Origin of the sequence: Nocardia elegans NBRC 108235, assembly GCF_001612845.1 — a bacterium.
Lineage (GTDB): Bacteria > Actinomycetota > Actinomycetes > Mycobacteriales > Mycobacteriaceae > Nocardia > Nocardia nova.
In genome coordinates this window covers 15,049-41,609 of sequence record NZ_BDBF01000027.1, presented here as the reverse complement: position 1 = coordinate 41,609, position 26,561 = coordinate 15,049, and the positions used below count along the sequence as shown (strand labels likewise).

At 66.2% G+C, this 26,561-nt stretch carries 24 protein-coding genes and 1 pseudogene; 13 read left to right on the top strand and 12 right to left on the bottom strand.

The annotated features are described in order from the left end of the window. Positions 1-57: 57 nt before the first annotated feature. The 3 genes from NE2_RS19725 to NE2_RS19715 all read left to right on the top strand — a co-directional run bounded on the left by NE2_RS19725 (position 58) and on the right by NE2_RS19715 (position 1,948). On the top strand, positions 58-840 hold the full coding sequence (locus tag NE2_RS19725) for a dioxygenase family protein (RefSeq protein ID WP_063028220.1): 783 nt from the start codon (positions 58-60) through the stop codon (positions 838-840). Positions 841-869: 29 nt separating this feature from the next. After that, positions 870-1,400, top strand: coding sequence for a DoxX family protein (locus tag NE2_RS19720; protein ID WP_063028217.1), 531 nt, complete (start codon positions 870-872; stop codon positions 1,398-1,400). 188 nt (positions 1,401-1,588) lie between these two features. After that, a complete protein-coding gene (locus tag NE2_RS19715; RefSeq protein WP_063028215.1) occupies positions 1,589-1,948 on the top strand; it encodes a nuclear transport factor 2 family protein in 360 nt (119 codons plus the stop codon). 129 nt (positions 1,949-2,077) lie between these two features. Here NE2_RS19715 and NE2_RS19710 read toward each other — a convergent pair whose 3' ends face one another. After that, positions 2,078-2,677: a dihydrofolate reductase family protein gene (locus NE2_RS19710; protein ID WP_063028213.1), complete on the bottom strand. Its 600-nt coding sequence runs from the start codon at positions 2,675-2,677 to the stop codon at positions 2,078-2,080. Between the two features lie 147 nt (positions 2,678-2,824). Between NE2_RS19710 and NE2_RS19705 the strand changes: the two genes are divergently transcribed. Next, positions 2,825-3,841 carry a sigma-70 family RNA polymerase sigma factor gene (locus NE2_RS19705; protein WP_373862260.1) on the top strand — a complete coding sequence of 339 codons (1,017 nt, stop codon included), beginning with the start codon at positions 2,825-2,827 and terminating at the stop codon, positions 3,839-3,841. Positions 3,842-4,173: 332 nt separating this feature from the next. Then, the gene (locus NE2_RS19700; protein WP_106958581.1) at positions 4,174-5,190 is read left to right on the top strand and encodes an SMI1/KNR4 family protein; all 1,017 of its coding nucleotides are present in this window, start codon (positions 4,174-4,176) and stop codon (positions 5,188-5,190) included. A 221-nt stretch (positions 5,191-5,411) separates the two neighbouring features. Here NE2_RS19700 and NE2_RS19695 read toward each other — a convergent pair whose 3' ends face one another. Further along, complete coding sequence (locus NE2_RS19695) at positions 5,412-6,047, bottom strand: MBL fold metallo-hydrolase (RefSeq protein WP_063028207.1); 636 nt, start codon at positions 6,045-6,047, stop codon at positions 5,412-5,414. Here NE2_RS19695 and NE2_RS37695 point away from each other — a divergent pair. Together NE2_RS37695 and NE2_RS19685 are read left to right on the top strand one after the other, a co-directional pair. Further along, entirely contained in the window at positions 6,046-6,630 is a 585-nt protein-coding gene (locus NE2_RS37695) for a MarR family winged helix-turn-helix transcriptional regulator (protein WP_084494170.1), read from the top strand. The two genes, NE2_RS19695 and NE2_RS37695, sit on opposite strands and share 2 nt — an antisense overlap. A 798-nt stretch (positions 6,631-7,428) precedes the next feature. After that, positions 7,429-8,550 carry an epoxide hydrolase family protein gene (locus NE2_RS19685; RefSeq protein WP_063028205.1) on the top strand — a complete coding sequence of 374 codons (1,122 nt, stop codon included), beginning with the start codon at positions 7,429-7,431 and terminating at the stop codon, positions 8,548-8,550. A 209-nt stretch (positions 8,551-8,759) separates the two neighbouring features. Here the strand turns inward: NE2_RS19685 and NE2_RS19680 are convergent, their stop codons facing one another. Further along, positions 8,760-8,984, bottom strand: coding sequence for a putative antibiotic biosynthesis monooxygenase (locus tag NE2_RS19680; RefSeq protein WP_063028203.1), 225 nt, complete (start codon positions 8,982-8,984; stop codon positions 8,760-8,762). 102 nt (positions 8,985-9,086) lie between these two features. Here NE2_RS19680 and NE2_RS19675 point away from each other — a divergent pair, with 102 nt between their 5' ends. Further along, entirely contained in the window at positions 9,087-9,704 is a 618-nt protein-coding gene (locus tag NE2_RS19675) for a TetR/AcrR family transcriptional regulator (RefSeq protein WP_063028201.1), read from the top strand. A 53-nt stretch (positions 9,705-9,757) separates the two neighbouring features. Here NE2_RS19675 and NE2_RS36635 read toward each other — a convergent pair whose 3' ends face one another. The 5 genes and pseudogenes from NE2_RS36635 to NE2_RS19655 all read right to left on the bottom strand — a co-directional run bounded on the left by NE2_RS36635 (position 9,758) and on the right by NE2_RS19655 (position 15,344). Then, a complete protein-coding gene (locus NE2_RS36635) occupies positions 9,758-10,558 on the bottom strand; it encodes a glycoside hydrolase family 19 protein (RefSeq protein WP_063909431.1) in 801 nt (266 codons plus the stop codon). A 767-nt stretch (positions 10,559-11,325) separates the two neighbouring features. Then, a pseudogene (locus NE2_RS35070) lies at positions 11,326-11,436 on the bottom strand (recombinase family protein); the annotation flags it as partial. A gap of 220 nt (positions 11,437-11,656) precedes the next feature. Beyond that, entirely contained in the window at positions 11,657-12,793 is a 1,137-nt protein-coding gene (locus NE2_RS36595; protein ID WP_174553960.1) for a hypothetical protein, read from the bottom strand. Between the two features lie 291 nt (positions 12,794-13,084). Next, the gene (locus NE2_RS19660; protein WP_063028198.1) at positions 13,085-14,206 is read right to left on the bottom strand and encodes an acyl-CoA dehydrogenase family protein; all 1,122 of its coding nucleotides are present in this window, start codon (positions 14,204-14,206) and stop codon (positions 13,085-13,087) included. Positions 14,207-14,330: 124 nt separating this feature from the next. Further along, on the bottom strand, positions 14,331-15,344 hold the full coding sequence (locus NE2_RS19655) for an AraC family transcriptional regulator (RefSeq protein ID WP_063028196.1): 1,014 nt from the start codon (positions 15,342-15,344) through the stop codon (positions 14,331-14,333). Between the two features lie 150 nt (positions 15,345-15,494). On the opposite strand from NE2_RS19655, the gene NE2_RS19650 reads away from it, so the two are divergent. Together NE2_RS19650 and NE2_RS19645 are read left to right on the top strand one after the other, a co-directional pair. Further along, positions 15,495-16,502 (top strand): zinc-binding alcohol dehydrogenase family protein, encoded by a 1,008-nt coding sequence (locus tag NE2_RS19650; RefSeq protein ID WP_063028193.1) that lies wholly within the window; start codon positions 15,495-15,497, stop codon positions 16,500-16,502. A gap of 69 nt (positions 16,503-16,571) precedes the next feature. Next, positions 16,572-17,492, top strand: a complete 921-nt coding sequence (locus NE2_RS19645) for an alpha/beta fold hydrolase (RefSeq protein ID WP_063909434.1) — start codon at positions 16,572-16,574, stop codon at positions 17,490-17,492. A gap of 5 nt (positions 17,493-17,497) precedes the next feature. Here the strand turns inward: NE2_RS19645 and NE2_RS19640 are convergent, their stop codons facing one another. The 4 genes from NE2_RS19640 to NE2_RS19625 all read right to left on the bottom strand — a co-directional run bounded on the left by NE2_RS19640 (position 17,498) and on the right by NE2_RS19625 (position 22,728). After that, entirely contained in the window at positions 17,498-18,898 is a 1,401-nt protein-coding gene (locus tag NE2_RS19640; RefSeq protein ID WP_063028191.1) for a WS/DGAT/MGAT family O-acyltransferase, read from the bottom strand. Positions 18,899-18,955: 57 nt separating this feature from the next. Next, positions 18,956-19,672: a polysaccharide deacetylase family protein gene (locus tag NE2_RS19635; protein ID WP_063028189.1), complete on the bottom strand. Its 717-nt coding sequence runs from the start codon at positions 19,670-19,672 to the stop codon at positions 18,956-18,958. Positions 19,673-19,717: 45 nt separating this feature from the next. Further along, on the bottom strand, positions 19,718-21,730 hold the full coding sequence (locus NE2_RS19630; RefSeq protein WP_063028187.1) for an SDR family oxidoreductase: 2,013 nt from the start codon (positions 21,728-21,730) through the stop codon (positions 19,718-19,720). A gap of 317 nt (positions 21,731-22,047) precedes the next feature. Then, positions 22,048-22,728: a biliverdin-producing heme oxygenase gene (locus tag NE2_RS19625; RefSeq protein ID WP_063028185.1), complete on the bottom strand. Its 681-nt coding sequence runs from the start codon at positions 22,726-22,728 to the stop codon at positions 22,048-22,050. A gap of 620 nt (positions 22,729-23,348) precedes the next feature. Here NE2_RS19625 and NE2_RS19620 point away from each other — a divergent pair. The 3 genes from NE2_RS19620 (at position 23,349) to asnB (ending at position 26,410) form a co-directional block, all read left to right on the top strand. Beyond that, positions 23,349-23,792, top strand: coding sequence for a hypothetical protein (locus NE2_RS19620; RefSeq protein ID WP_063028182.1), 444 nt, complete (start codon positions 23,349-23,351; stop codon positions 23,790-23,792). A 221-nt stretch (positions 23,793-24,013) separates the two neighbouring features. Then, complete coding sequence (locus NE2_RS19615) at positions 24,014-24,322, top strand: hypothetical protein (RefSeq protein ID WP_233429831.1); 309 nt, start codon at positions 24,014-24,016, stop codon at positions 24,320-24,322. A 243-nt stretch (positions 24,323-24,565) separates the two neighbouring features. Continuing rightward, on the top strand, positions 24,566-26,410 hold the full coding sequence (asnB, locus tag NE2_RS19610) for an asparagine synthase (glutamine-hydrolyzing) (protein WP_063028180.1): 1,845 nt from the start codon (positions 24,566-24,568) through the stop codon (positions 26,408-26,410). Positions 26,411-26,561: the final 151 nt, after the last annotated feature.

Here is a 26,561-nt window from a genome sequence, read left to right as displayed (position 1 = left end):
TGAATAAAGGCGTACTATCGCCGGCATAAGGTTCAAATTTGAACAATAGGAGGTGTGATGACTGCCGAGCGGACAGACCGGATGCCGGTCTTGTATCTGTCGCACGGTGCGCCACCGCTGGCCGACGACCCGATCTGGCCCGAACAGCTGGCGCAGTGGTCGGCGGCATTGCCGAAACCGAAAGCGGTGCTGATGATTTCGGCGCATTGGGAGGATGCGCCGGTGACCCTCGGGGCAACCGAGACGGTTCCGCTGGTGTACGACTTCTGGGGCTTCCCGCAGCACTACTACGAGGTTCGCTATCCAGCGCCGGGTGCGCCCGAGTTGGCGGCGCAGGTTCGAAAGTTGGTGCACGGTCCGGGGACGGCGGTGCGGGAAGCGCCGGACCGGGGCCTGGATCACGGTGCGTACGTGCCACTGGTGGAGATGTATCCGGAGGCAGACGTCCCGGTGCTGCAGATGTCGCTGCCCACTCTCGATCCCTCGGAGCTGATGACGCTCGGGCGCAAGCTCGCTCCGCTTCGTGACGACGGCGTGCTGATCGTGGGCAGCGGATTCTTCTCGCACAATCTACGGGCACTCACCGAAGACGGCTCCGTGCATCCGGTGATGGCCGAATTCGACGAGTGGGGCCACGGCGTGCTCGCCGCGGGCGATATCGATGCCCTGCTCGACTTCGAGAACAAGGCCCCCGCAGCGCATCTCGCGCACCCGCGCACCGAGCACTTCGCCCCGCTGTTCGTCACCCTCGGTGCGGGCGAAGCCGACCTCGCCACCCAGCGCAGCGTCATCGACGGCTTTTGGCACGGCCTCGCCAAACGCTCCATCCAACTCGGCTGAATCACTCACCCAGACCCATAGGAGTTTCCATGACCAGCGCCACCGCGACCGCCCCTGTGGCGCACGCCTCCAGCCAGGTCGGCTATGACACCGGGCTGCTGGTGTTGCGTCTGGTGATCGGCCTGACCGTCGCCGCGCACGGCACCCAGAAGCTCTTCGGATGGTTCGGCGGCGGCGGCATCTCCGGCACCGGCCAATTCTTCAGTGCCAGTGGCTATCCCGCGGGTGACGCCATGGCGGTCGTTGCCGGGCTCAGCGAAACCCTCGGCGGTCTCGGTCTGGCACTCGGTCTGATCACTCCGCTGGCGGCGGCCGCCGTGCTGGGCGTCATGATCAACGCCATTGCGGTGCACGGAACCGGTTCGTTCTTCGCCCCCAAGGGTTTCGAATACGAATCGACCCTCGCCCTCGCCGCTGCCGCGCTCGCCCTCACCGGACCCGGCCGCTTCTCCGTCGACCACTACCTTCCTGTGCTGCGCACTCACCGGCTCGTCTACGGCGTGGCCGCGATCGTGCTGGCAGTAGTCGCCGCGAGCATCGTGCTGCTGGTACGCAACTGACCTGCCGTCACTGTTCGGCTTCCGTGCCGGGACCGGGCATACCGCCCCGGCACCGAAGCGGCCGCCCCGGTCCCGCAACGAATTCGGCACCTCGGTTGGTGCTTCGACCTTGCCGGGTCGGACTGTGAAGATCAGCCGAGTGTGAACGTCCTGGCGCGGATACGGCGCCGGCTGGGAGAGTGTTCCGCATGGAGAACTTGCGGGACGCCGAGCGCCGACTCCAGACCGCGCAGCTCGCTGGAGACGTCGAGGCGCTGGATCGGCTGCTGGATGATCGGCTGATTTTCACCTTCGGTGCGAACGTTCAGACCAAGGCGGACGACCTGGAGCTGCACCGCACCCGAGCGCAGGTGGTGACGAAGGTGACCGAGGAGGAGTTGACCGTACTCACCGACGGGCGTACCGGGGTGACGTGGTTTCTCGGCACCGTCGAAGGGACCGTCTCCGGGACGCCGTTCGCGGCCAGGATGCGCTACACCCGTACTTGGCTGTACGACGAGACCCACGGTTGGCGAATCATCGCCGCGCACGCCAGCACGACTGATTGAGGCAGCCGAGCTGCACTTTCGCGACCGTGTGCCAGCCCTTCCAGATGTCCGCCCGGCAGTTGGCATCGAGTCCGACTGCTAACCGGTTACTTTCGTTCCTGCCGAACAGGTTGGTCGGCTGATGGGGCGTTAGCCTTGCGCGAGTTCGTAGCTGTAGTACACCAGGCCGTCACCGAGCTGTCGGGTGTTGACCAGGTGTAGCGGCTTCTTGGCGCCGGCCTCGTCGAACAGCCGCCGGCCGGTTCCCACCACCACCGGAAAGACGACGAGCCGCAGTTCGTCGAGCAGGTTGTGTTCGATCAGTGTGCGTGCGAGCCGGTAGCTGGCGTAGATCAGGATTTCCCCGTCCACTGTGCCCTTCAGCTCCGAAACCTCCTCGACCGCGTCGCCGCGCAGGACGGTGACGTTGCTCCACCGAGGGGCCTCGACAGTCGAGGACACGACGTACTTGGCCATGCTGCGCACCCTGTTCGCCCACTCGGGGCCTACACGGCCCTCCGCCAGGTTCTGCTCTGTCATCCGGTCCGCGAACCACTCATTGGTCCGCCCACCCAGCAGCAACACCTCGGCATCCAGCGCCTCCTGCGTCTCGCGGGCGGTCCAGTCTTCGAGGTCCTTGGCTCCGACGAACTGGTGGAACCAGCCGCCGTGTTCGAAGCCCTCCGCGCCGTCCGGGTCTTGGACCACTCCGTCGAGTGTGACGTTCGAGGTGAGGACGATCTTTCCCATTTTCCGTGCTCCTTTGACGAGGTTGTCGGTTGTCACCGGTGTCGACGCCGCGGCACCGGAAAAGGGGGCGCTGCCCGTGCGCCCCCTTCGCGCGGCGGCCGGCGTCCGTACAGGATGGAACCGCACACGCGGAGAGAGGTGGCCGGAGTGGAGCTGGCGAAAACAGACCTGATGTCGCGGGCGCGGGACGGCGACGGCGAGGCGTTCCGAGCGCTGACCGAGCCGCACCGTCGCGAGCTACAGGTGCACTGCTACCGGATGCTCGGATCGTTTCAGGATGCCGAGGACGCTCTTCAGGACACCATGTTGGCCGCGTGGCGTGGCCTCGACCGATTCGAGGGCCGTGCCTCGGTTCGCACATGGCTGTACCGCATCGCGACCAACCGGTGCCTCGACGCGTTGCGCGCCGAACGCCGGCGTCCCGCGAAGCAGTGGGACGTTCCGGGAGTCGAACCGCCGGAACCGACGGGTTTCGGCGAAATCCATTGGCTCGAGCCCTATCCCGACACCCTTCTGGACGGCGCGATCAGTGTTCCGCTGGGTCCGGAGGCCCGCTACGGGCAATCCGAATCCATTTCCCTGGCGTTCGTGACCGCCCTGCAGATTCTGCCACCTCGCCAGCTCGCCGTTCTCATCCTGCGCGACGTCCTCGGATTCCACGCCAACGAAGTAGCCGACATGCTCGATACGACCGTCGAATCGGTCAAAAGCGCCCTCAAACGCGCACGGGCGGGCATGCGACATCGACTGCCGGTGACGGCTGCCGGAGCCCAGCCGCCCGCCGCCGGCTCGCCTGCCGAGAACACGCTCGCGGCGAAGTTCGTCAGCGCCTACGAATCCGCCGACATCGATGCCTTGGTGGCGCTGTTGACCGACGACGTCTTCATGTCGATGCCACCGATACCGTTGGAGTACCGGGGCCGAAACAGCGTGGCCCGATTCTGCGCCCTCGTTTTCGGCTTGGGACGGAGATTCGAACTGGTGCCGACGCGAGCCAACGGTCAACCGGCGTTCGGTGTCTACCTGCCCACCCCCACCGGTAGTCAGGGAGTCGGCCTGTTCGTGCTCACCCTCGCCGGCGACCGAATCAGCGCCATGACCCGCTTCGAGGAGAACGTCCTCCCTACGTTCGGGCTGCCGTCATCCCTGCCACGTGCACGGTAGAGCGCCGTCGACTCATGCCACCTACCGCCGCACATCGCGCACACCCCGACCCTGGCCGGGCAGGATTCGGGCGATCCGATGACGTTGGCGCACACCGACGCAGTCGCCTCCCCGACCGGGTATCTTCACGACCGTGACCTGTCCGACGTGGTCCGTTCGTTCCCTGGTTCAGGTCGCGGGCACGCTCGGGCCGCCAGGGCAACCACCAGCAGCCTTGTCCCGCAGCAGAACTCAACCCGATTCCTCGCCACGCACTACGCCGTATCCGTTGGATCTTGGCGATTACTACCGGAACCCGACTGTGGTTCAAAGAAATTCGGAAGGAGCTCGGGGTGCACGCATCGGTTTCCCGGCTGAAGGGGATCATGGCGCCGTCACCGCTGCCCGAAGCGGTGTCGCCGCCGTGGGACGACATCGAATCGGCCTGTGGGGTCCGGCTGCCGTCGGACTATCGGGATTTCATCGACAACTACGGCAACGGCGGGATCGGCGAGCTGTACGTGCTGTACCCGGCGTCCCGTCGGCTCAATGGTGAGGTTCGGCTCACGTCGCTGATCGACAATGCGCGGGATCTGGTTGCGAACGAGGTTTTCGACTACGACGACGACGGCAATCCGCTTGTCGGTTATCCGGAACCGGGTGGCCTGCTCCAGTGGGGTGGCAGTACCAACGGCGACATGTTCTTCTGGGTCACCGAAGGTGAGGATCCCGACGGTTGGACGGTGCTCGCGCATCTTCACGGCCCCGCGGTCTGGGCCAGGTACGACGGTAACATGGTCGACTTTCTGACCGAACTCGTGACCGGTGAATACCGTTATGCCCGTTCGGTACTCGGCTCGCACGCTGGACACGTGCTGTGGACGATGATCAGCGATTGGAAACACCGCTACGGCGGGCCCCCGCATGCTTCCCTCCATGGCGGCGACGACCAGGCCGGTGTGCAGGTGAGCGCAGGCTCACCGCTGCCGTGGGACCGTGTCGACATATCGGGTGGTGATCAGGACGTCTTCGGACGAACCGGCGAAGTCGTTCCGCTGATAGCCGCCGACGGTGCGACGACGATCCGGCTCGGTGGAGGCGGCCTCGCGCCCGGCATCGCCTATCAGCTGTTCGCGTGGGCACATACGGACGAGGACGCCGCGCCCGATCTGCTCGAAATAGTCTGCGACGGAATGATTGTCGCACGCGGAACACTGTCGGACTCGCCACGGTCGCGCATGGTGGAGGCCCGGATTCTCGTCCCCGCCAACACGCCGGATGCGGTGGTACAGATCCGTGTCCGCAGCGAGAAGCCGGCAGTCATGCTACGCATCTTCTACCTGACCATCAACGGGACACTGGGGAACTGACTGGCGTCCGGCGTCCGCTTCCGGCTCAGGGAGGACCTCGTGCAGTTCTTCCACGACGGCGGCCGGTGCGACGCTGGGGCACAACGCTTCCCGGCACGAAGAGTCGAGATGATCAGTGGGCAGTGAAGTCGCCCGCGACGCGTGCCCCGGTCAGGCTGTGACCGCGCCTGATCGTGGCGAAGCGCATGTTCGACTCACCTTCTGGTTCCGGTCCCGAGGTTTCACAGATCGATGCTCTGGCCAGGGGACAGGACCGTGATTTCGATGCCGGTCAGGCCGGCCAAGAGGGTTCGGGTGGAGGTTTGGCCGAGGTCGCTGAGCATGAGCTCGTGGATCTGGATTACCCGGCGAGGCTTGACCGCGCGCAGGTAGTCGGCCGCCTCGCCCAGCTTGGTCCAGGGCCCGCTTGTGGGCAGTAGCAGGGTGTCGACGGGCACCTCGGGTACGAAGTAGGCGTCGCCGGGGTGGAACAGCGTCTCGTCGATGAGGTAGCCGAGGTTGTCGACGCAGGGTATGTCCGCGTGAATCGTGGCGTGGCGGTCGCCGTGGACACCGACGGTGAAGCCGCCGACGCTCAGGTCGTCCCCGGTGGTGAGGATCTGCACCCGCCCGCCGTGGCTGCCGAGCTTGTCCAGCACCGCGCGCGGTCCGAGGATCCGCAGTTCCGGATCGTCGTCCAGGGCGGCTGCCAGCAGGGCGTCGTCGAAATGGTCGAAGTGCTCGTGGGAGATGAGCGCTGCTGCGGCGCCCGTGACGGCGGCCTTCGCGTCGGGGGTGAACGTGCCGGGGTCCAGCACGATTCTGGATCCGTCCTTCTCCAGGGCAACGCAGGCGTGGGCGTATTTCGTCAGTTGCATGGTGGTTCCGTTCCTGCTCGGGCGTTATCGCACGGTTCAAAGTATACAGTTTTGCTGTATATGTCGAGCGTCGTGTGGTTGCCCGGGTTGCTGTTGCTGCGGCCTGTGGCGCGGTGGGTCAAATACAGCAGGGCTGTATAGTCGACCCGTGGCGGACCGAGATCACTTGGCGGAGCGGCTGCGGGTCTCCATCGGCAGGTTCGTGCGTGCGACTCGCGCGCATGCCGACACTCTGCCGCCACCTCTGGCGGAGACCATGGGCCTGCTCGATCGTGAAGGTGATGCCTCGACGGCGTCCCTTGCCCAGTGGCGTGGTGTACGCCACCAGAGTCAGAGCCGGGCGGTAGCGGATCTGCAGGCCAGGGGGTATGTCGCCCGACGGGACGATCCCCGGGACCGCCGCGGTTTCCTCGTTACCCTCACCGAGCAGGGGCGCGCTGCCCTGGACCGAGATCGGGAGGCCAGGCGCGAATGGGTCGCCGAGGCCATCGTTGCTCTCCTGAGCGCAGATGAGCGGGCGCAGCTCAGCGCTGTGCCTGAGCTCTTGGATCGATTGTCCGCATATGAGGGCGACCGTAGGTGACCTATCCGGCGCATCATTTCGAGCTTCGATCCGCCGTAGGAAGGAAACCGCCATATCACCAGCCGGACAGTGATTTTCGTAGCGAGTTTGGTGGTGTGGCGGCATCCACGGGCGCAGTGTGCAGCCATCCGGCCGCGTTCCGAATCACCGTCGGTTTCCGCTTGCCGGCACCGCTTTTCGGATCCGGCACCGAGGCCGCCGAACGTGGACAACGTGACATCGGTGCCCCGAGTCCCGCAGTGGTCCATACGACGGGGGAGTGCTGCTCCGCTGATGTCGCCGCGGCCGCTGGAGATCTGGTAGCAGACTCTGTGGCCCACGATGACCAGGTCGTGGTCGTTGATATTGCCTCGGTCGACCCCGGATGTGTTGATGGAGTCGATGAATCCGGGCGCGTCTTCGGTTTGTGCGTCGATCTGGGCCTGGACCAGGGGGCGGGGCGTGGATCGGCGTGTGCCGCAGCGGTTGTCGTGACGAGTGGTCTTACGGCGGACACGATCACGTGGCTCGGCGGTAACGAGTACGATCCGTTACGGCAATGTGCGCGTCTACGAGAACACCTCTACCTCGTCAGCGGACCCCCTTCGTATGCGGCCGACTCGCAGGCACACCCGCCGGCGCGATCGACGACGGCACTCCGCAAATGCGAAAGGGATTGTGCCGTCGGCTGACTCGTACGCTGGTGAGCAGGTGTGGTGCGACGTGGAGCCCGCGATGACGGTTACACCTGCGAGCGGGTCGGCGGTTTCACCGTGATCTACATCTGATCCGCCAAGTCTTGCGAGGAAGGGAGCCCCAGTGGCCGCCGAGCCGTTCGAAGTCAGTATCACTGAAGCCGAGATCGCGGATTTGCGTGAACGATTGCGAAGGACGCGGTGGCCCGAGGCCGAGCCGGTGGACGACTGGTCGCAGGGTTTGCCGCTGGCTTATGCGCAGGAGCTGTGCCGCAGCTGGGCCGAGGACTACGACTTCGGGTTCGCCGAGCGGCTGAACGTGTTCCCGCAGTATCGCGACACGATCGACGGGCTGGGCATCCACTTCCTGCACGTCCGCTCGCCGGAGCCGGATGCGTTCCCGCTGGTGCTCACGCACGGGTGGCCGGGTTCGGTGCTCGAGTTCCTGGAGATCCTGGGCCCGTTGACCGACCCGCGCGCGCACGGTGGGGACCCGTCGGACGCGTTCCACGTGGTCGCGCCGTCGTTGCCCGGGTACGGCTGGAGTGACAAGCCGTCGACGACCGGGTGGGGCGTCGATCGCATCGCACGCGCCTGGGACACGTTGATGGTCTCGCTGGGTTACGAGCGGTACGGCGCGCAGGGCGGTGACTGGGGTTCGGCGGTGTCCGGCGCGCTGGGCGAGGTGGCGCCCGAGCGGGTCGCCGGCGTGCACTTGAACATGGGGTCCGTGGCGGCGGGCCCGTTCGACGACCCGACACCCGCGGAGCTGGCGAACCTGAAGGCCGCCAAGGAGTTCCGACGCACCGGTCGGGGGTACTCGGCGATCCAGGCGACGCGGCCGCAGACGCTCGGCTACGGCCTCACCGACTCCCCGGCGGGCCAGGCCACGTGGATCGCCGAGAAGTTCTGGGCCTGGACGGACAACAATGGTCATCCCGAGGACGCGTTGTCGCGGCAGCAGATCCTCGATGAGATCTCGGTCTACTGGTTCACCGCGTCGGCCACGTCGTCGGCCCGCCTGTATTGGGAGAGCTTCGCCGCTTTCCGCGACAAGGTCACCGCGCCGTCCGGGTTGTCGGTCTACCCGCGCGACATAACCCGCCCGTCGCGGCGGGAGGCGGAGCTGCGGTTCACCGATCTACGCTGGTTCGAGGAACTGCCGCGAGGTGGCCACTTCGCCGCGCTGGAGCAGCCGAAGTCGCTGGTCGAGCAGGTGCGCGGCTTCTTCCGCCTCTTCCGCTGACGGTCTGCCCCAACCCACCACAGCCGGCCCAGCCCACCAGTATCTCGGGAGCGCCGCGCGAGAATCCGGACCCACGCGTGCCCTCTCACGTCGATGACGGTGAAAATGGCGACGGGAGTGTCGAATTCGCGCATTGCGTGCCTCTCGCTGGTGTACGGCCCTTACCATGTGAGTCGGGACATCGGCGCCATCCCGGACATGCCCGCGCGTCACCGGTGAACATGCCGGGCGAGGACGCCGAGCAGGCGGGGGACGGCGACGTACACCGCGGCCGGGACCACGAACGCGGTCAGTACGAGTGCGCGCAGCACGGGATGCCAGCCGGCCGTGAACGGTGCCATCGCGGTCATTCCGAGGGCGACCATAGGGAAGATCGCGAGCCAGGTGACGGCGGCGCGGACGTGCACGGATGGGGCGGGAACAGGGGTGCTCACAGTGACTCCTCAAGACTCCAACTAGATGGTTGTAGATGTGAGTAGACACCTCCGGAAGGAATTCTGCAACTGTTTAGTTGGAGAATTTGCTAGTCTGGCCGCATGGCCTGGGACACCGAACGCACCCGACGATTGCTGCTGGACGCCGCGGTGGCGGAATTCGGTGAGCGCGGGCTGGCGGGTGCGCGCGTGGACCGCATCGCGGCCGCTGCGGGGGTCAACAAGGAGCGGATCTATAAGTATTTCGGCACCAAGGATCAGCTCTTCGCCATCGTGATCGCCCGGGAAATCGGCGAACTCGGCGAGGCGGTTCAGGTCGAGGGGGAGGGAACCGCTGCGGTGATCGGTTATGCCGAGCGGTTCTTCGATCACCTCTGCGACAAGCCCGCATTGGCGCGCCTGCTGTTCTGGGAGAGTCTGGAATTGGGGGCACCGGTGGCCGAATCCGAGCGGCGCGAGAGCATGCTGGGCAAGATTCGAGCTATTCGCGATGCCGTGCCGGAGCTTCCGGAATCCGCTGCGAGAGAACTACTTCTGACGATTCTGTCGCTGTGTTACAGCTGGCATGCGTTGCCTACCCTGGATCGCCTGGCCACCGCCACGGAGCCCGACGCTGCCCGGCGGTCGGCCCGGCGTACGGCGATCGGCGAAACGGTGGCGGCCGAGCTGGCGCTACACGTGTCCGACCACGCCTCGGTTGCGCGGCAGTGGTCGGGATAGGCGGCGCGACCCATGGTGCGCACGAAATCGCATCATGTGGCCGTCGGCGCGGCTTACGGGCATTTCAGAATTTGGCATGCCTGGATGAAGTGTTCACGCCGGACGTCTCTTCCATTGGAACCGCCGTTGATGATGCGTGAGACGGGGTCGATGCTCGCGGGGTCCTGGGGGTGCGCGTGGTCGGCGGCGGCGTTGAGATTGTGGGTGTTCCAGTACCACGCGGCCGTGGCGAACGCGTACTTCGGATCCGCCACAAGCTCAGGGTGATTGACGAAGTCGACACCGAGCGCCTGGCTTGCGCGTTCGTAGTTGTTGCGTCCGGTGAGTTGGAGGCCACCGCGCCCTTTGTACCTGGGGCCGTCGCCCGGTTGGGTGTTGCCGAGATCTGCCCGTCCGTTGTAGTCGCTACCGTCGCTGTACTCGGTCAACGTGGCGAAACCGGCGGTCTCCTGTCCGACCTGGGCGAGGAAAGCGGCGGCACGCTGTGGTGTGTCGATACCGGCCGACTGCATCGCGCTGTTGATCTCCGGTAGCCAGGTGGTGACATTCGCCTGATCGGCGCCGGGCAGCGCCGCGGGGGCCGCGATGGGCGCAGGGGCCGGGGCCGCGACGGGCTGAGGAGCCGGGGCCGCGACGGGCTGAGGGGCCGGGCCGGGTGCCTGAGCTGCTCCGGGCGCGCCGGCTGCGGCGACGGTAGTCGCGAGCGCCTTGATATCGATCGCCTGTGCTGTGGACGACTGGCCACCGCCGGCCGTGGCGATGATGGTCGCTGCCGCGGTGGCGGCCAGCGACACGGCACCGGCGGTGCGGACGATCGAGGTCATGGATCTGCGGCGTGCTGATGTTGCGGACATGCGGTCTGATTCCTGTTCTCGACTGTTCGGGCACACAGCGGGCAGCGAGCAGCCGGGCGGGATCGAATGAACTCGCCTCTGCACGGAGTGCTGTGGGGATGGCCTGACCCGGAACGACCGAACTGTCGCGATGCTGCGGGCGCTGCGCTGTGCCGCGCCTCGACCGGAGTCGGGCGCGCGTCCTACCGCGATCAGTCCGCCGACCGGTTTCTCACGCCGAAGGCGCGGCCGAATTTGGCGACGGTTTCAATTGGGAGGTGCGAATTACGATTCGCAAGGCACATTCGGACCAGGTAGCCGAACGTATTTCTATACGATAACGCTCCGGCATCACTCCGACAACGACGAGACGTCGGAAGCGGAGCCGCACGACGGTTGGTTACCAACTTTTCAGGCGTCTGACCGGGCGGCCTTTCCTAAACTATGTCGCCGCTCACAGTTTGTGGTTCTGTACTCCAGATCACGTTCACATCACGAAGGCTGTTACGTGTTCGAGCGTCACGGGGCCGGACGGGGGCGTATTTCGCCGGCCTGGTCGCCCTGCGGTCGGCCGTGAGCGAGGGACGCTGCCCCTGGATACGATGATTTACGCCACGCCACGCCACGCCACACCGGCGACGTGCGGACGCGGACCGATGGCTTGATCGGCCGTATCGGGGGTCGTCTCATCGCCGGTGATTTCGCGACGTCTCGACTGGCCGCGTACTCGGCGGCGGTCATGTTGAAAGACCGGGCGCGCGATCTGGTCGTCATTTACACCGTCACGGTTTGCCTTTCAGTCGCCCCTTCGCTCGCGACTTGGCCATGTCTTCGCGGGTGCACAAGTGGCCGAGGTTGGCTTCGAATTCGGCGACCATCGTCAGGGTTTGCAGGAAGAGCGTCGGTGATCGCGGGATGGGCACCCGACGAAGCGTTCTGGCTCACCGGTGACGTCCGCGCCGACGGTGACATCATCGAATGGGCGCGCGACGACATCAACGAGACGTGGTCCGGCATCCGAAGCGGGGTTGGTGGCCGCAGTACCCGATCCGCAGCCGACATCCTGATCATCAGCCAATTGGTTCTGAGCGCCAACGCTTTCGCCTGCTGCAGAGTTGATCAGGACGCCCACGAGCGGTGCAGTAGCCCCTGCGCCGCGGTAACAATGTCTGTAGCAAGCTGGAAAGGAGTGGCGGCTTGGTTGGCTTCCCAGTCGCCGTAGCGGTCGGTGAGTTCCAACAGCGGGCGGAGCGATTCCGGCTGGTTGAGCTGCATCCAAGCCTCGGTCGAGATCAGTTCGGCACCGATTACCGGTGGCAGATGTCCTTGTGTGATCTGACGAAGCCACCATCGAACCAGTAGGTGCCGGATATCGCACTCATCGGTGGGAATCGTTGCCACGATGTCGAGTTCGTTCAACACTTGGTCGAACAGTTCCTCGGCTTGGTCGATCTCTGCTCGGGCGAGACCGCCGAGCAGAGGCAGAGATTCGCTGTCGATATCGAGAACCAGTGCGACGAGGGCAGCTTCGACGAGCTTTTCCGGTTCCACTGGGCGTCCGATGTGCCGCTCCAGCGCCAGCATGCGCAATTGTTCCACGGCATGGTCTGGGCTGACAGCGTAGGGATCCGATGGCGCGATGACTCTCAAGTCCGGTGGTCCGCCACTGTCGCCGAGCAGGTAATTCCAGAAGGGAGCTGTTGCGTGAGCCAAGTCCAGGTCACTGGCCTGCTGCAGAAATTCGCGCCGAAGATAGTCGGAAAGGTCTAGGCCAGCGTAGATTGCGTCGGTCTGGACAATCGACACCACCGGGTGACCGCATTGCCCCGCGATGCCTGGCAGGAACCGATGACCGAACACAGGAATCAGCTGCGGCGCGTCCGCGAGCCCGCGGCGGGCGATATCCAGACATCGGATCGGATCGGCGGGCCGGTCACCCCATGCTGGGTGCCAGAAACCGTTGTGTTCAACGTCGAACAACACACCCTCTGCGGGTTGAGCGAGCCACGTTCCGAGAACGTCCGGATCCTCGTGTCTCCAGTCCGGCCAGCCACGCCAGCCGGACTCGCCCGGCTCGTCCACGGGAAGTCCAGCCGCCAGAAAGGCGCGGTGGTCGTCAGCGAATCGAAAGTGGTAGCGCGATTCGATGGAGTCGAATTCGCTATCGGTCAGTCCTGGTGTGACCTCGGCTGGCAGGTGCCGCTGGAGCCGGCGGGCCGATTCGATCGAGAAGCTGTCACGCCGCTGCTCATTCATGGCCGCTCGATGACATCGCTACCCCGCTCTGCCCGAGCAGGTTCGTCATGATCCTCATGCGACCTCATTGTCCTCGGCTCCGTGGTCGAACCTCCTTACCAGACACAGGAAGGCTGCATCCAATCGAGGGCGGAACCATGCCCGCCCCGCGTCGGCGTCATAGATCCCGTATTCCGTTGTGCCCAGTTCGGGTGCCGATGCGGATTCGCCGACGGCGATTTCGACGAGAGACGGGACGGAGACGGGACGCGGCCGCGTCCTGACCCCGAAAACCCCCTCTCACCAGGCGATCTACAAGCTCCGCCCGATAATCAGCTTCATGATCTCGTTCGTCCCCCCATAGATCTTCTGGATCCGAGCATCCGTGAACACCCGCGAAATCGGGTATTCCGCCATGTACCCATATCCGCCGAACAGCTGGAGGCATTCGTCGGCGACGCGGCATTGTTGTTCTGTCAGCCACCATTTCGCTTTGGCGGCGGTGGGTATGTCGAGCTCGGCGCGGAGGTGTTTGGCGACGCAGTCGTCGAGGAAGGCCCAGGCGACCGAGGCGATGGTGTCGCATTCGGCGAGGGTGAATTGGGTGTTCTGGAAGTTGAAGATGGGTTTGCCGAAGGCCTGGCGTTCCTTGGTGTAGGCGACGGTCATCTCGACAGTCTTCTCGATCGCTGCCGCGGCGGCGACGGCCAGGATCAGACGCTCCTGCGGTAGTTGCTGCATGAGCTGGATGAAGCCGGTGCCCTCGGTGGCGCCGAGGAGGTTGGTCTTCGGGACGCGCACGGCGTCGAAGAACAGTTCGCAGGTGTCCTGGCCGTGCTGGCCGACCTTCTCGAGGTTGCGGCCGCGCCGGAAGCCGTCTCGGTCGGTCTCGACGGCGATCAGCGAAACCGATTCCGCGCCTTTGCCTTCGGAGGTCTTGGCGGCGACGATCACCAGATCGGCGAGCAGGCCGTTGGAGATGAAGGTCTTGGCGCCGTCGATGACGTAGTGGTCACCGTCGGCGACCGCGCGGGTGCGGATGCCCTGCAGGTCGGAGCCGGTACCGGGTTCGGTCATGGCGATGGCGGCGACGATCTCGCCGGATGCCATCTTCGGCAGCCACGCCTGCTTCTGTTCCTCGGTGCCGTAGGCGTTGATGTAGTGCGCGACGATCGTGGAATGCACCGGGTTGCCGAGGCTGGGCGCCATGGCGCGGGTCTGCTCGATCGCGATCACGGCCTCGTGGGCGAAGGTGCCGCCGCCACCGCCGTACTCCTCGGGGATGGAGATGCACAGCAGCCCCAATTCGCCTGCGCGGTTCCAGATTTCGCGGTCGACGTGGTGCTGGCGGCCCCAGCGATCCTCGTTCGGTGCGCACTCCTTCTCGAAGAAGCGGCGCGCCAAATCGGTGAGCGCGTCGAGATCTTCGTCCATCCATGGGGACCGATGCACCGGCACGGGGAAACTCCTCTGGTCGAATACAGTGTTCGTTCGCCAAGGTAGGAGCGCGCCGCGCGGCAGCCAATGACCGCAGCGCTCGATCTTGTGACCGGATCGCTCAGGGCGCGGCGGCGGGACCGCGATAGGAACCGGGGGAGCTGCCGGTCCAGCGCCGGAACGCGCGGGAGAAGGCGCTGGGTTCGGAGAAGCCGAGCCGGCGCGATATCGCGGTCACCGTCTCGCCGCGCACCAGCACCGCGATCGCGGCATCGCGCAGGATCTGTTCTCGGATGCGGCTGGGCGAGGTATGTTCCTCGCTCAATTTGCGCCGCAGTGTCGCGGGACTGACGGCCAGTTCGCCGGCGATCTGTTCGACGCCGGGCCAGTGCCGTGGTCCGCCGCGCTCCAGGATCCGGCGCACCTGCGCCGCGGTGGACACCGAATCGTCGCCGCGGCCGATCACGGCCTCGGGGGCGTTGCGCAGGAAGCGCAGCAGATCGTCCTCGTCGCGCACGAGTGGTGCGGTGAGCAGGGCGGCATCGAACACCAGGGCGGGATGTGGCGCCGAAAAGCGCACGGGCGCATCGAAGATCAGGTCGTAGTCGTCGAGATCGTTGGGCGGATAGGGGACTTCGACGCGCAGCAGTCGCAGCGAGCCGCCCACCGACCAGTCCAGGAAGCGGTAGACGACCATCAGCATGGTGTCGATGATCAGGCTGTGCGGATGGCGGATATCGCTGAGGTCGAACGCGATGCGCGCCTCGCGGGCATCGGTGCTCAGCTGTAGCGGCGGAAATCCCGGCAGGGCCTTCTGGAACATCCGGAACCGGTGCAGCGCGGTGGCGAGATCGCGGGAACCGAGCAGGGCGAAGCACACCAGCCGGAAGGTGCCGCGTGGCATCGGGTGACGGCCCAATCCGAGTAGTTCGTCGTCGGTGCTGCGCCACAGTTGCTGCACCAGATGCACGGCTTGCCCGACGGTGACGCGGGCGCGTCCCTGGTTCAGCAGTTGCGGCGCGATGCCGGCTTCGGCGAGCAGTTCCCCGGTGTCCCAGCCGCGCCGGCGCGCCAGGTCGACGATCGTGTGCACCCGCCCGATGGGCAGCGTGAAGGCGGTCGACGGCGGGGGCACTCGGCGACGCTATCAACGCCGCGTTCCGGTGCCCGTGACCGCCTCGGCGGCCGGATGTGCCGGGTTCGTCCGCGTGCACGACTACCATCGATCTTCCCGCCGTGGCACGGGCGTTCCGGTGTCGGAAGGAGTGCGATGAACCCTGCGACGATGGCCGCCTGGCAGGTGGTGCGGCCCGGCCCGATCGACGAATCCCCGCCGGTCCGCGCCCGGATCCCGATTCCCGAGCCGGCCGCGGGCGAGGTGCTGGTGCGAGTGCTGGCCTGCGGCGTGTGCCGGACCGATCTGCATGTCGCCGAGGGTGATCTGCCGGTGCACCGGCAGCGGGTCGTGCCCGGTCACGAGGTGGTGGGGGAGGTGGTGGCTGCGGGTGCCGGAGCGACGGCTGTCGCGCCCGGCGACCGGGTCGGTATCGCGTGGTTGCGCAGCACGTGCGGGGTGTGCGCATACTGCCGCCGCGGCGCGGAGAATCTGTGCCCGAATTCGCGCTACACCGGATGGGACGCCGACGGTGGTTACGCTGAATATGCGACGGCGCCTGCCGATTACGTGTACCCGCTGCCTTCCGGGTATGCCGACGCGGAATTGGCCCCCTTGCTCTGCGCGGGCATCATCGGCTACCGGGCGCTGCGGCGGGCCGCGCTGCCGCCGGGGGGACGGCTCGGCATCTACGGTTTCGGCGGCAGCGCGCATCTGGCCGCCCAGGTCGCCCTGGCTCAGGGCGCCGAGGTGCACGTGATGACCCGCGACGCCGCCGCGCGGGAGTTGGCCCTGGCACTGGGTGCGGCGTCGGCGCAGGGCGCGGCCGACCCGCCGCCGGTGCCGCTGGACTCGGCGATCCTGTTCGCGCCGGTCGGGGACCTCGTGCTGCCCGCGTTGGAGGGGCTGGACCGCGGTGGTGTGCTGTCGATCGCGGGTATCCACCTCACGGACATCCCGGTGCTGAACTATCAGCGCCATCTGTTCCAGGAGCGCGAGATCCGTTCGGTCACGGCCAACACGCGCGCGGACGGCCGCGAATTCCTGGAGTTCTGCGCTCAGCACCGGATGCAGGTTCGCATCAACCCCTATCCGCTCGAATCCGCAGACCGGGCCCTGGCCGACCTGGCACACGGCCGATTCGCCGGGGCGGCTGTGCTGCTGCCCGGAGCCCGCTGACCGCACCCGGTACCATCGAATTGGAACGCGTTCTAATTCATGACCGGGCCGGCGGTGCGGGAGGTTGCGATGGCGGCGGAGCGGCAGACGGCGGGCAGTGGTCGCGAGGCGCCCGGTGGGCGCTTCGGTACCCGCGTATCGGGCACGACCTCGGTGCCCGCGGGGCGGATGGTGGATCTGCCCGGGCGCGGGCGGACCTATCTGGTCGATATCCCCGGGCCCGAGGGCGCACCGACGGTGATCCTGTTGCACGGTCTGGTGACCACGGCGATGCTGAACTGGTTCCCGGCCCTGGCGGAGTTGTCCGAGCACTATCGGGTGGTGCTGTTCGACCAGCGCTGGCACGGGCACGGAATCCGTTCGCCGCGTTTCGATCTCGACGATCTGGCCGATGATGTCGTCGCCGTCGCGGAGGTGACCGGCGTGGACCGGCCGATCCTGGCGGGGTACTCCATGGGCGGCATCGTCGCCCAATCGGTCGCGTATCGGCGCCCGGACCTCGTCGGCGGCCTGGTGCTGTGCGCGACGACCTACCGTTTCCGGGAGAAATGGCGGGAACGGCTGTTCCACGGCGGGATGGCGCTGCTCGCCGGGGTGATGACCGAGACGGCGGGGCGCCGAGTGGCGGAGGCGGCGACCAAACTGCCGCATATGCCCGAAATATCTTGGGAGACAGGTCGAATGGATCGCTGGGCGCTGGCGGAGCTGCGCACAACCAGCGGGTGGGCGATGACTCAGGCGATCGCCGAATTGGGGCGCTTCGATTCCTCGCCGTGGCTGTCGAGCCTGCGGGTGCCCACGGGTGTGGTGATCACGACACACGACCGCGCGCTGCCGGTCTACCGGCAGCTGGAGATGGCGACAATGATCGCCGGTGCGGAGATTTTCCTCGTACCGGCCGGACATGCGGCATGTGTACTCGAGGCGGACGCCTTTGTCCCTGTGCTCCTCGAGGCCTGCGCGGCGGTGGCCGCTCGGCGGGAGAGCTGAGGCGCTCAGCGCTGGGCCTGAGCCGCCTTCAGTAACGCGGAGATGCTGTCGTGCACGGCGTCGGCCATCCGGTCCGGATCGGGAACCAGTTCACGGCAGGCGATGAAGCCGAAATCGAGATCCCCGTTGGCCGACAGCACCGTGACGTTGAGGCCGGCGCCGTGGAAGACCGGGCCGAACGGGAACAGCGCGTCGATGCGGTAGCCGAGGAAGTACAGCGGCTGCTGCGGTCCGGGCACATTGGAGATCACCAGGTTGTGCACCACCGGATGCCGTTCGGCGAGTTTGAACGACGAATAGGCGCGCACCGCGATCCGGAAGGTGTTCGGCGGCGCGTATTCGGCCCAATCCTGCAGGAAGTCCGCGCCCAGGACTTCGTGTTCCTCCTTGGCGCCGACGTTGGCCTCCGCGATGAGCCGCAGCCGTTCCACCGGATCCTCGACATCGGTGTAGAGCTGGGTGAACAGCGTCGACACCTTGTTGACACCGCGTTCGTGCCGCGTCGTCTCGTGGGTGGAGACGGGCACCGAGGCGATCAGCGAGGTGTCCGGCAGTTCGTCGTGTTCGCTCAGGTATTGCCGGAGCGCCCCCGCGATGACGGTGAGGACGACATCGTTGATCTTCACCCCGAACGCCGCCCGGATCTCCTTGATATCGGCGAGCGGGGCCGTGGTGAAGGCGACGCTGCGATGGCGGGTGATGGTGCGGTTGAACGGCGTGCGCGGCGCGGTGAACGGAATTGCCATGCCTTGTTTCTCGCTGCGACGGCGCTGCACCAGCCCGCCCAGTTTGCCCAGTGTCTTCGGCACCATGCCGACCACGCCGAGTTTCGCCGGCATCCGCACCAGCCCCTCGGCCGCGAGGGCGAGATCGTTGGGTTCGGCGGACTTCGTGTCGGTCTCGGCCGGCGGATCGGGGTAGTGCACACCCGGTTCGGCATCGCACAGATACGCCATCATGTTGGCGCCGGTGACACCGTCGACGGCGGCGTGATGGTATTTCGACACCACGGCGACCTTGCCGTCGGCCAGTCCCTCGATCACCCACATCTCCCACAGCGGCCGGGCGCGGTCCATCGGTTGCGCGGCGATGTCGCCGACGAGTTCGGCCAGTTCCTTCGGTCCGCCGGGGGAGGGCAGCCCGAGGCGGCGGACGTGCCGGTCGAGGTCGAAGTCGTTATCGGTGACCCAGACCGGGTGGTCGAGGTCGAACGGGACCCGATGGACGCGGCGGCGCATGGAGGGGATCAGGTGCAGGCGGCGGCCCAGTTCCTCCTTCAGTGCGGTGAATTCGTAGTCGGTCCCGTCGGCGGGCGGGTCGAGAATCAGCAGCGCGCACACGTGCAGCAGTTGGGTGTCGGTCTCCAAATACAGAAAGCTGGCATCCAGCCCGGTCAGTCGCTCCATACCTACAGACTATTAGAACACGTTCTAGTTTTGGCCGAAACGGCCCGGGGAGTTCGGTCACATTCCGGTGGGTTTCGTGCCAGCGATCAGTTGCGAGACGGTCACGAAACCGTAACCGCGCGAACGGAGTTCCGCGACGATGCGCGGTATCGCTGCCGCCGCGGCCGACTGGTACATCGCATGCAACAGAATGATCGACCCCGGCCGGGCGCGGTTCACCGTCTCCGAGACTATGGCATCGGTGCTCGCGCCACCGGTGGAATCGGATTCGACATCCCACATGACGGTGGTGCGGTCGTGGTGCGACAGATACCAGGGGAGTGCGACCAGCTTCTTTCCGTAGGGCGGGCGAAAGGTCACCGGGCCGTGGTATCCCGTGTGCTCGATTTCGGCGTCGGTGCGCTCGATCTCGTCGCGGACCGTGGCCGGGGTGACGAAGATCAGCCGCCGATGGGTGTAGCTGTGGTTACCGAGTTCGTGCCCGGCCGCCGCGATCTGCGCCCCGTAGTCGCGATGGGCTGCCAGGTCGCGGCCGACGAGGTAGAAGGTGGCCGGAACATGTTCGGCGGCAAGGGTTTCCAGAATCGCGGGGGTGTGGTCGGTGGGGCCGTCGTCGATGGTCAGCGCGACGACCTTTTCGCTGGTGGCGACGCGGTGGACCAAGCGGCCGGCGACCTGGAAGGTCCGCGAATTCATCAGGATGTAGGTGCCGGTAGACAGCACTGTCGCGAGGACGACGACGATCGCGCCGCCGAGCAGAAGCCTGCGTTTCACCGGCGAAACCTACCACCGGACACCGGGTCCGGTGGTAGGTGCGGATCACCAGTGCAGGCCGGGCAGTCGGTTGACGATCCGAGCCGCGGGGGTGGGCAAACCCATCAGCGGCTGCACCACCGGCGCGAGCGCCAGCAGCGGACTGCGGCCGCCGGTCTCGCCCGTATCGGCGGCGGCGCGGCCGTGCTTGGCCGCGGTGGATTCGCCGGTCCGCCGGAAGCCTTGGTGCAGAATGGCCTTCTTCACCGAGGGCATGACCGTGTCGATGACCTGGGCGAAGGTGCCGATCGGAGTGTCGATGCGCGCGGGCCGCTCCTCGAGTGCGCGCACCACGATCGCCGCCGCCTGTTCAGGGCTGTGCACCGGCAGTGACCGGTACATCTCGGTCGGCGCGATCATCGGGGTGCGCACCAGCGGCATCCGCACCGAGGTGAAGGTGATGCCGGCGTCGGCGTTCTCGACCGCCGCGATCTCGCTGAAGGTGTCCAGTGCTGATTTGCTCGCCACGTAGGCGGCGAAGCGCGGCAGTTTGGTCTGCACCGCGATCGAGGAGATGTTGACCACGTGGCCGAATCGGCGCTCCCGCATGGCCGGCAGCAGAGCCAGGATCAGCCGCACCGCGCCGAAGTAGTTGACGGCCATCGTCCGCTCGAAGTCGTGCATGCGGTCGGTGGAGTTCAGCACCGAGCGGCGGATCGAACGCCCGGCGTTGTTCACCACGTAGTCGACATGGTGATGGTCGGCGAGCACCTGCTTGACCAGCAGTTCGACCGCCTTCTCGTCGGTGATGTCGCACGAATAGCTGTAGGCGTCGCCGCCTTGCTCGCGCACCTGGGCGGCCGCCGCCTCGAGTTCGTCGACCCCGCGTGCCACCATCAGCACCTTCGCACCGCGCTGCGCCACCGCGTGCGCGGTCGCCAGGCCGATCCCGGAGGAGGCGCCGGTGATGAGCACGATGCGGTCGCGCAGCCGGTCGCCGCCGCCGTGGCGGCGCGCCCGGTCGGGATCCAGGTGGGCGCGCCAGTACCGCCACAGATTCTCGGCGTAGGTGTCGAAGGCGGGGACTTCGAGATCGGTGCGGCGCAGCAGCGCCCGGGTGGAATCGGAGACGAATTCCGATGCGAACGAGGTGTGCGGGGCGACCTCGGCGGGAATGCCGAACTGGCTCAACAGGAAATCGCGCGCCGCGGTGACACCGGGCAGCCGGTTCAGCGTTGCCAGCGCTGTGTGGCTGCCCGGCACCGGGCCCATGCCACCGGGTGCGCCGGCTGCTCGCGACAGCGCGCCGTAGATCTCGGTGAACGGCTGCGGACGCGGGTTGACCAGGTGGAAGGTGCGCTTGTTCAGCCCCGGGCGGCCGATGAGCTCGACCATGGCCTGCGCGACGTAGTCGACCGGGACGATATTGGTCGCACCGAGATCCGGCAGCGGCAGCGGCAGCCCGCCCGGGAGCGCGGCCAGCCGCGCGATCGCGGGGAAGAAGTAGTACGGACCGTCGATCTTGTCCATCTCGCCGGTGCGCGAATCGCCGACCACGATGGCCGGGCGATACACCCGCCAGCGCAGCCCCGTGCTTTCGCGGACCAGTCGCTCGGCGGCGAATTTCGTTCGGTGGTAAGGAGATTCGAGATTCTGTCCGAGGTCGAAATCGTCTTCGAAGAATTTGCCCCGATGGTCACCGGCCACCGCCACCGACGACACGTGGTGCAGCATCGCACCCAGTTCGGTGGCGAGCGCGATCACCGCGCGGGTGCCGTTCACATTTGCCGCGTAGGCGGATTCCTCATCGGCGGTCATGTCGTAGACCGCGCCCAGATGCACCACGTGCTGTGCGGCCGGCGGTTCGTCCACCAGCCCCAATCCCTCGGCCGTCAGGTCTCCGACCAGCGGAAACACCCGGTCGGTGGCATTCCATCGGGCCGCGAGTTCGGCCAGTTTGGCCGCCGAGGCCTCGCGTACGAGCACGTGCACCACGGCGTCGGAATCGGAGGCGAGCAATCCCTCCATCACGCGCCGTCCCAGAAAACCCGTTCCACCGGTCACGATATAGGTGGCCATAACCCCTCCTTGCATGTCGAACATGTTGTCGCACAACGTTGTTCGTCCGACATGCGTCGGTGGATGCGGACTGAACGAATCGGCCTCTATCAGAATCGAGGTCGCTGTAGGAACCCCTGCGTGCCTAACTGGTGAGTAACTTTAGCTGGCGGCGAGTTGCGCCCGCAACCACACGGCGCCCCCTGTGGTGTGGGACTTGTCACCACGTGGGAGCGCCGATCAGTATGTGTAACAACGATTTTGATGTAACTCGGAGACGCATCTGGCTACTAGCTGGCAACCTTCCGGTCGATTGTCCAAGAGTGTCCGAGGGCGGTTCAGCCTTCGCGGCGGACCGGGAATTCGCTTGCCAGATCCGCGAATACGGCACTGTTGAGATCGAAGGCGCGCCGGCACTCGCCGAGTACTCGCTGCTTCTCCAGATCGTCGACGGCCAGTTCGTCGAGCAGGGTGCGGTAGCCGCGCTTGAAAGCGGCCGGGTTCGCGATCTGATCGAACACGTAGAAGCGCACCCCGTCGCCACGCTTGGGCAGCTGCCACAGCTTCGCCGCGGTGCCCCGAATGACCTGACCGCCGGACAGATCACCCAGATAGCGGGTGTAGTGGTGGGCCACATAGCCCGCGGGCCAGGTCAGTGCGCACTCGGTGATGCGGGCGGCGTACTCGGCGGTGGCGGGCAGGGCGTCGATGTCGTCGCGCCACTGCGGCCCGCCCAGATGCGCCAGATCGTCCTCGAGATGCGCCAGGCGTGCGAGTTCGGGCCGGATGAACGGACCGGCGACCGGATCGTCGGCGAGGGTGTCCCAGTGCGCCTCGAGCGCCCGGTAGATGTGCCAGAGCTGGCCGGTGTAGCGATAGAACGCCCGGACGTCCAGGGCGCCGCCCAGCATGTCGCTCATGAAGGTGGAGTTCTCGGCGCGTTCGTGCTGTTCGGCGGTGGCGGAGCGGATCTGCGCGGAGAACGGCACGGGCTGCTCGGTGGAGGTGGCGTCCGGCATGATCCTGTTTTCCTCGCTTCGTGGGACGACAAGTATGGGTAACCTAATTTCGCCTCCGACGATACCGGTCGACAAGCGTGACGGAATCAAACTTTCGGACGAGAAACCCGCGCGCGGCCGTGTGCGCAGCGACGATCGGCGATCGACGAACCGGGTTCTTCGCCGGCGGTCGGTCGCTGAAGGGGGGCGAAGCCCAATCGGGACGGCGCGGCGCCGCCGCGTTCTGCGTCTCGAAGAGCTTGCCCGCCGTGTGATCGGCGCGCTCTGCGCATCATGTGCCGGACCGGCCGAATGAAGTGGGCTGTTGCAGTGGTGGGCTGTCTGCGCCCGCGGCTTGCGCAATGCGCATCGGGGAGCCGGATCGGGGTGTTGTGTGGAACTCGGACTCGGTATGCGCAATACCGACTGTGGCGATAAAGCGGCACGCGAGCGTCCAGCTATTCAATAAGTACGTACGTACATATTTGTAATCCGGCGACAAAGATTGTTCTATTGTCAGAAAGCGTCAACGGCTGTAGTTTCACGATAACACCGGGTGTAGCCTTATGCCTGAACAAGGCGTTCTTCACACTGAGGCAAGACAATTCGACATCAATTGTTATCCCGAAGGGAGCTATAGGATGTCCGGCCTACCGACTCGCGGAATCGTCGCTGTGCTCGCGGCGGTGGCCATGATCGTTTTTCTGCCCGGCATAGCGGCGGCCAACGCGGCCGCCACCTTCTCCACCTCCGGTTCAGTGCTTACCGCCCAGGTCGGTAATGTGGCGAGTGGCGAATCGTGTGTGTTCAGAATCAATAGCGTGGTGAAGTACTCGAGCCCGGCACCGAATCCGAGCACATTGACCTATACGTACGACTTCAGCGGGACTTCTGCCGGGCAATATACGGCCGACGTCCAATGCGATGGCGGGCAGGGGGTCTTTTACACCGCCGGCTCGACCAACGTGACTTGGAAGGGTAGTAATTTCGGCGGCACAGGCACAGGTGCGCGCTCGGCCGTGGATGTTCTCGTCCGCAACTTCCCCTTCCTCGCCCCGCTATTTCCTCTACTGCAGCTCGACTAGTTCCGGCGTGCGGCGGCGACACCCGCATCGGTAGTCGATGATCAGCCCGTCCGTTCGATTTCGCTTGCGATGCAAGGTTGTTGTCGTCGCCGGGAAATCATCGGGCGGGTAGAGGTCAATCGGCTTCGGGCGGGCGAAGTTCATTCACCATCGGCGACGTCCCTCGGGAGCGCCACCCGGGTCAGGCCGCACCGCAGCCCGCGTCGCCGGGATCGGCGGTCGTGAAGGATGCACTCCCGGTCGCGCTGGGGTGGGTGCATTCGGAGTCGCCGTGTCTCGACTGGGATATCGCTCAGGTGCGACGGCTGGCGGAGCGGCTGGGCTATCGGCTGGTGTGGGGGCCGGAGACGAGTTGGATACCGCTCGCCGATCAGGTGCGCGCGGCCGATGCCGACGTCGTAATCGCGCCGTCGACAGAGCATTTCGACTTCCTTGCCCTGAATTCGGTGATGGCGGTCGCCGACGTCGAAACCGTGAATCCGCGGTTGTCTTTCGCACGTTGGGCTACCGGAGGGCAACCCGACCGGTAGTCGAAGTGGGGGCCGGGTGACGATAGGGGTGGTGGCGCGTTCGGGCGGTGCGGTCCCGGGGCGGCGGAACGAGAGGTTTCCGGTTGTTCGCCCGCCGCGGGCGAAGTGAACTATTCGGGCGAAAGCGGCGAGTTCGGACAAGCTCGGACAAGTCGGGCGCGTGGTGGCGCGCGCGAGACTCCTTGTGTTACAACGGTTTTACGGATAGTTCCCTAAGCTAATTAATTATTGAGAGGCGGCGGAATGTGCGGAATCGCGGGCTGGGTGGCGTTCTCGGACGACCTCACCCGGCAGCAGGGGGTTGTCGATGCGATGACCGAAACCATGGCCTGTCGCGGGCCGGACGGGCGGGGCACCTTCGTTCGTACACACGCGGCACTGGGGCACCGGCGACTGGCCATCATCGACCTGCCGGGCGGGACGCAGCCGATGACCGTGCCGACCCCGGCCGGCGACGTCGCGATGGTGTACTCGGGGGAGGCCTACAACTTCCGGGAACTGCGCGAGGAGCTGCGCGGACTCGGCCACCGCTTCGACACCGACAGCGACACCGAGGTGGTGTTGCACGGCTATCTGCAATGGGGTGAGTCCGTCGTCGACCACCTCAACGGCATGTACGCCTTCGCGATCTGGGACGAGCGCGACGAGAAGCTGGTCATGGTGCGCGACCGGATGGGGATCAAACCGTTCTACTACTACCCGACCCCCGACGGTGTGCTGTTCGGTTCCGAGCCGAAGGCCATCCTCGCCAACCCGCTGGCGGCCGCGACCGTCGACCTGGACGGCCTGCGCGAGCTGTTCGCCATGACCAAACAGCCCGGCTGGTCGCTGTGGAAGGGTATGGAAGAGGTGCTGCCGGGCACGCTGATCACGGTGGACCGCAACGGAATTCGCCCCCGCACCTACTGGCGGCTGCATGCCGTCGAGCACACCGACAGCCAGGAACGGACCGTCGCCCGGGTGCGTGAGCTGCTGACCGACATCGTCGATCGCCAGCTCATCTCGGATGTGCCGCGCTGCGTGCTGCTCTCGGGTGGACTGGATTCGAGCGCGATCACCGGCCTGGCCGCGGCCCGGCTCGCCCGCGACGGCGAGCAGTTGCGGACCTTCTCGGTGGATTTCGCCAACCAGGAGCAGAACTTCGTCCCCGACGAGATGCGCGACACCCCGGACTCGCCGTTCGTACGGGAGGTGGCCGCGCTGGTGCGTTCGGCCCATCGCGACGTGATGCTGAATCCGGCGGATCTGGCCGCCCCGGCGGCACGGCGCGCGGTCGTCACCGCCCGCGACATCCCCGTCGGTTTCGGCGATATGGACACCTCGCTGTACCTGCTGTTCGCGGCCATCCGGCAGCAGTCGACCGTGGCGTTGTCGGGGGAGTCGGCCGACGAGGTGTTCGGCGGGTATCGCTGGTTCCACGACGAGGTGGCGCTGAAGGCGGACACCTTTCCGTGGCTGGCCTTCAACAGTGCCCTGACCGGCGACGCCCGCTGGCAGATTCTGAACCCGGCCCTGCGTGAACGACTGCGGCTCGAGGAGTTCGTCGCCGACCAGTACAGCGCGGCGGTGGCCGAGGTCGAGCACCTCGACGGCGAATCCGAGGTCGAACACCGGATGCGGACCGTTTGCCACCTGCACCTGACCAGGTTCGTGCGCACGTTGCTCGACCGTAAGGACCGCGCGTCGATGGCGGTCGGCCTCGAGGTGCGGGTGCCGTTCTGCGACCACCGCCTGGTCGAGTACGTCTACAACACCCCGTGGTCGCTGAAGACGTTCGACGGCCGGGAGAAGAGCCTGCTGCGGCATGCGGCCGAGCATGTGCTGCCGGAATCGGTGGTGCGGCGGGTCAAGAGCCCGTACCCGTCGACGCAGGATCCGGGCTATGCGGCGGTGCTGCAGCAGCAGGCGAAACACGTTCTCGCCGATGACGATTCACCCCTGTTCGAGCTCATCGATCGGCAGTGGCTGCAGCGAGCGGTTGCCCACGACCCGTCCGGCATCGACAGCTCCATGCGCGCCGGACTGGACCGCATCATCGATCTGCACACCTGGCTGGAGCTGTATTCTCCGCAACTGCAGCTGGACTGAGTGCTTGTCCGGGCCGGTCTCGATCTCGTGTGGGGCCGGCCCGTGCACTGTCCGCGCTGGTCGGGGCTGGTGCCGGCCGTTTGCTCGCGCGCCGTAACAAGCGCGTGAACATGATTTACTAATAGGTGTTCACAAAACGGGTGTGGTGTGG

Excerpts from the sequence above, each read along its gene's own strand:
- NE2_RS19720 (WP_063028217.1), top strand. The coding sequence starts at position 870 with ATGACCAGCGCCACCGCGACCGCCCCTGTGGCGCACGCCTCCAGCCAG.
- NE2_RS19625 (WP_063028185.1), bottom strand. The coding sequence starts at position 22,728 with ATGCCGGACGCCACCTCCACCGAGCAGCCCGTGCCGTTCTCCGCGCAG.
- NE2_RS36635 (WP_063909431.1), bottom strand. The coding sequence starts at position 10,558 with ATGTCCGCAACATCAGCACGCCGCAGATCCATGACCTCGATCGTCCGC.
- NE2_RS19650 (WP_063028193.1), top strand. The coding sequence starts at position 15,495 with ATGGCCGCCTGGCAGGTGGTGCGGCCCGGCCCGATCGACGAATCCCCG.
- NE2_RS19620 (WP_063028182.1), top strand. The coding sequence starts at position 23,349 with ATGTCCGGCCTACCGACTCGCGGAATCGTCGCTGTGCTCGCGGCGGTG.
- asnB (WP_063028180.1), top strand. The coding sequence starts at position 24,566 with ATGTGCGGAATCGCGGGCTGGGTGGCGTTCTCGGACGACCTCACCCGG.
- NE2_RS19640 (WP_063028191.1), bottom strand. The coding sequence starts at position 18,898 with ATGGAGCGACTGACCGGGCTGGATGCCAGCTTTCTGTATTTGGAGACC.
- NE2_RS19725 (WP_063028220.1), top strand. The coding sequence starts at position 58 with ATGACTGCCGAGCGGACAGACCGGATGCCGGTCTTGTATCTGTCGCAC.
- NE2_RS19645 (WP_063909434.1), top strand. The coding sequence starts at position 16,572 with ATGGCGGCGGAGCGGCAGACGGCGGGCAGTGGTCGCGAGGCGCCCGGT.
- NE2_RS19660 (WP_063028198.1), bottom strand. The coding sequence starts at position 14,206 with ATGGACGAAGATCTCGACGCGCTCACCGATTTGGCGCGCCGCTTCTTC.
- NE2_RS19710 (WP_063028213.1), bottom strand. The coding sequence starts at position 2,677 with ATGGGAAAGATCGTCCTCACCTCGAACGTCACACTCGACGGAGTGGTC.
- NE2_RS19715 (WP_063028215.1), top strand. The coding sequence starts at position 1,589 with ATGGAGAACTTGCGGGACGCCGAGCGCCGACTCCAGACCGCGCAGCTC.
- NE2_RS19675 (WP_063028201.1), top strand. The coding sequence starts at position 9,087 with ATGGCCTGGGACACCGAACGCACCCGACGATTGCTGCTGGACGCCGCG.
- NE2_RS37695 (WP_084494170.1), top strand. The coding sequence starts at position 6,046 with ATGGTGGTTCCGTTCCTGCTCGGGCGTTATCGCACGGTTCAAAGTATA.
- NE2_RS19695 (WP_063028207.1), bottom strand. The coding sequence starts at position 6,047 with ATGCAACTGACGAAATACGCCCACGCCTGCGTTGCCCTGGAGAAGGAC.
- NE2_RS36595 (WP_174553960.1), bottom strand. The coding sequence starts at position 12,793 with ATGAATGAGCAGCGGCGTGACAGCTTCTCGATCGAATCGGCCCGCCGG.
- NE2_RS19630 (WP_063028187.1), bottom strand. The coding sequence starts at position 21,730 with ATGGCCACCTATATCGTGACCGGTGGAACGGGTTTTCTGGGACGGCGC.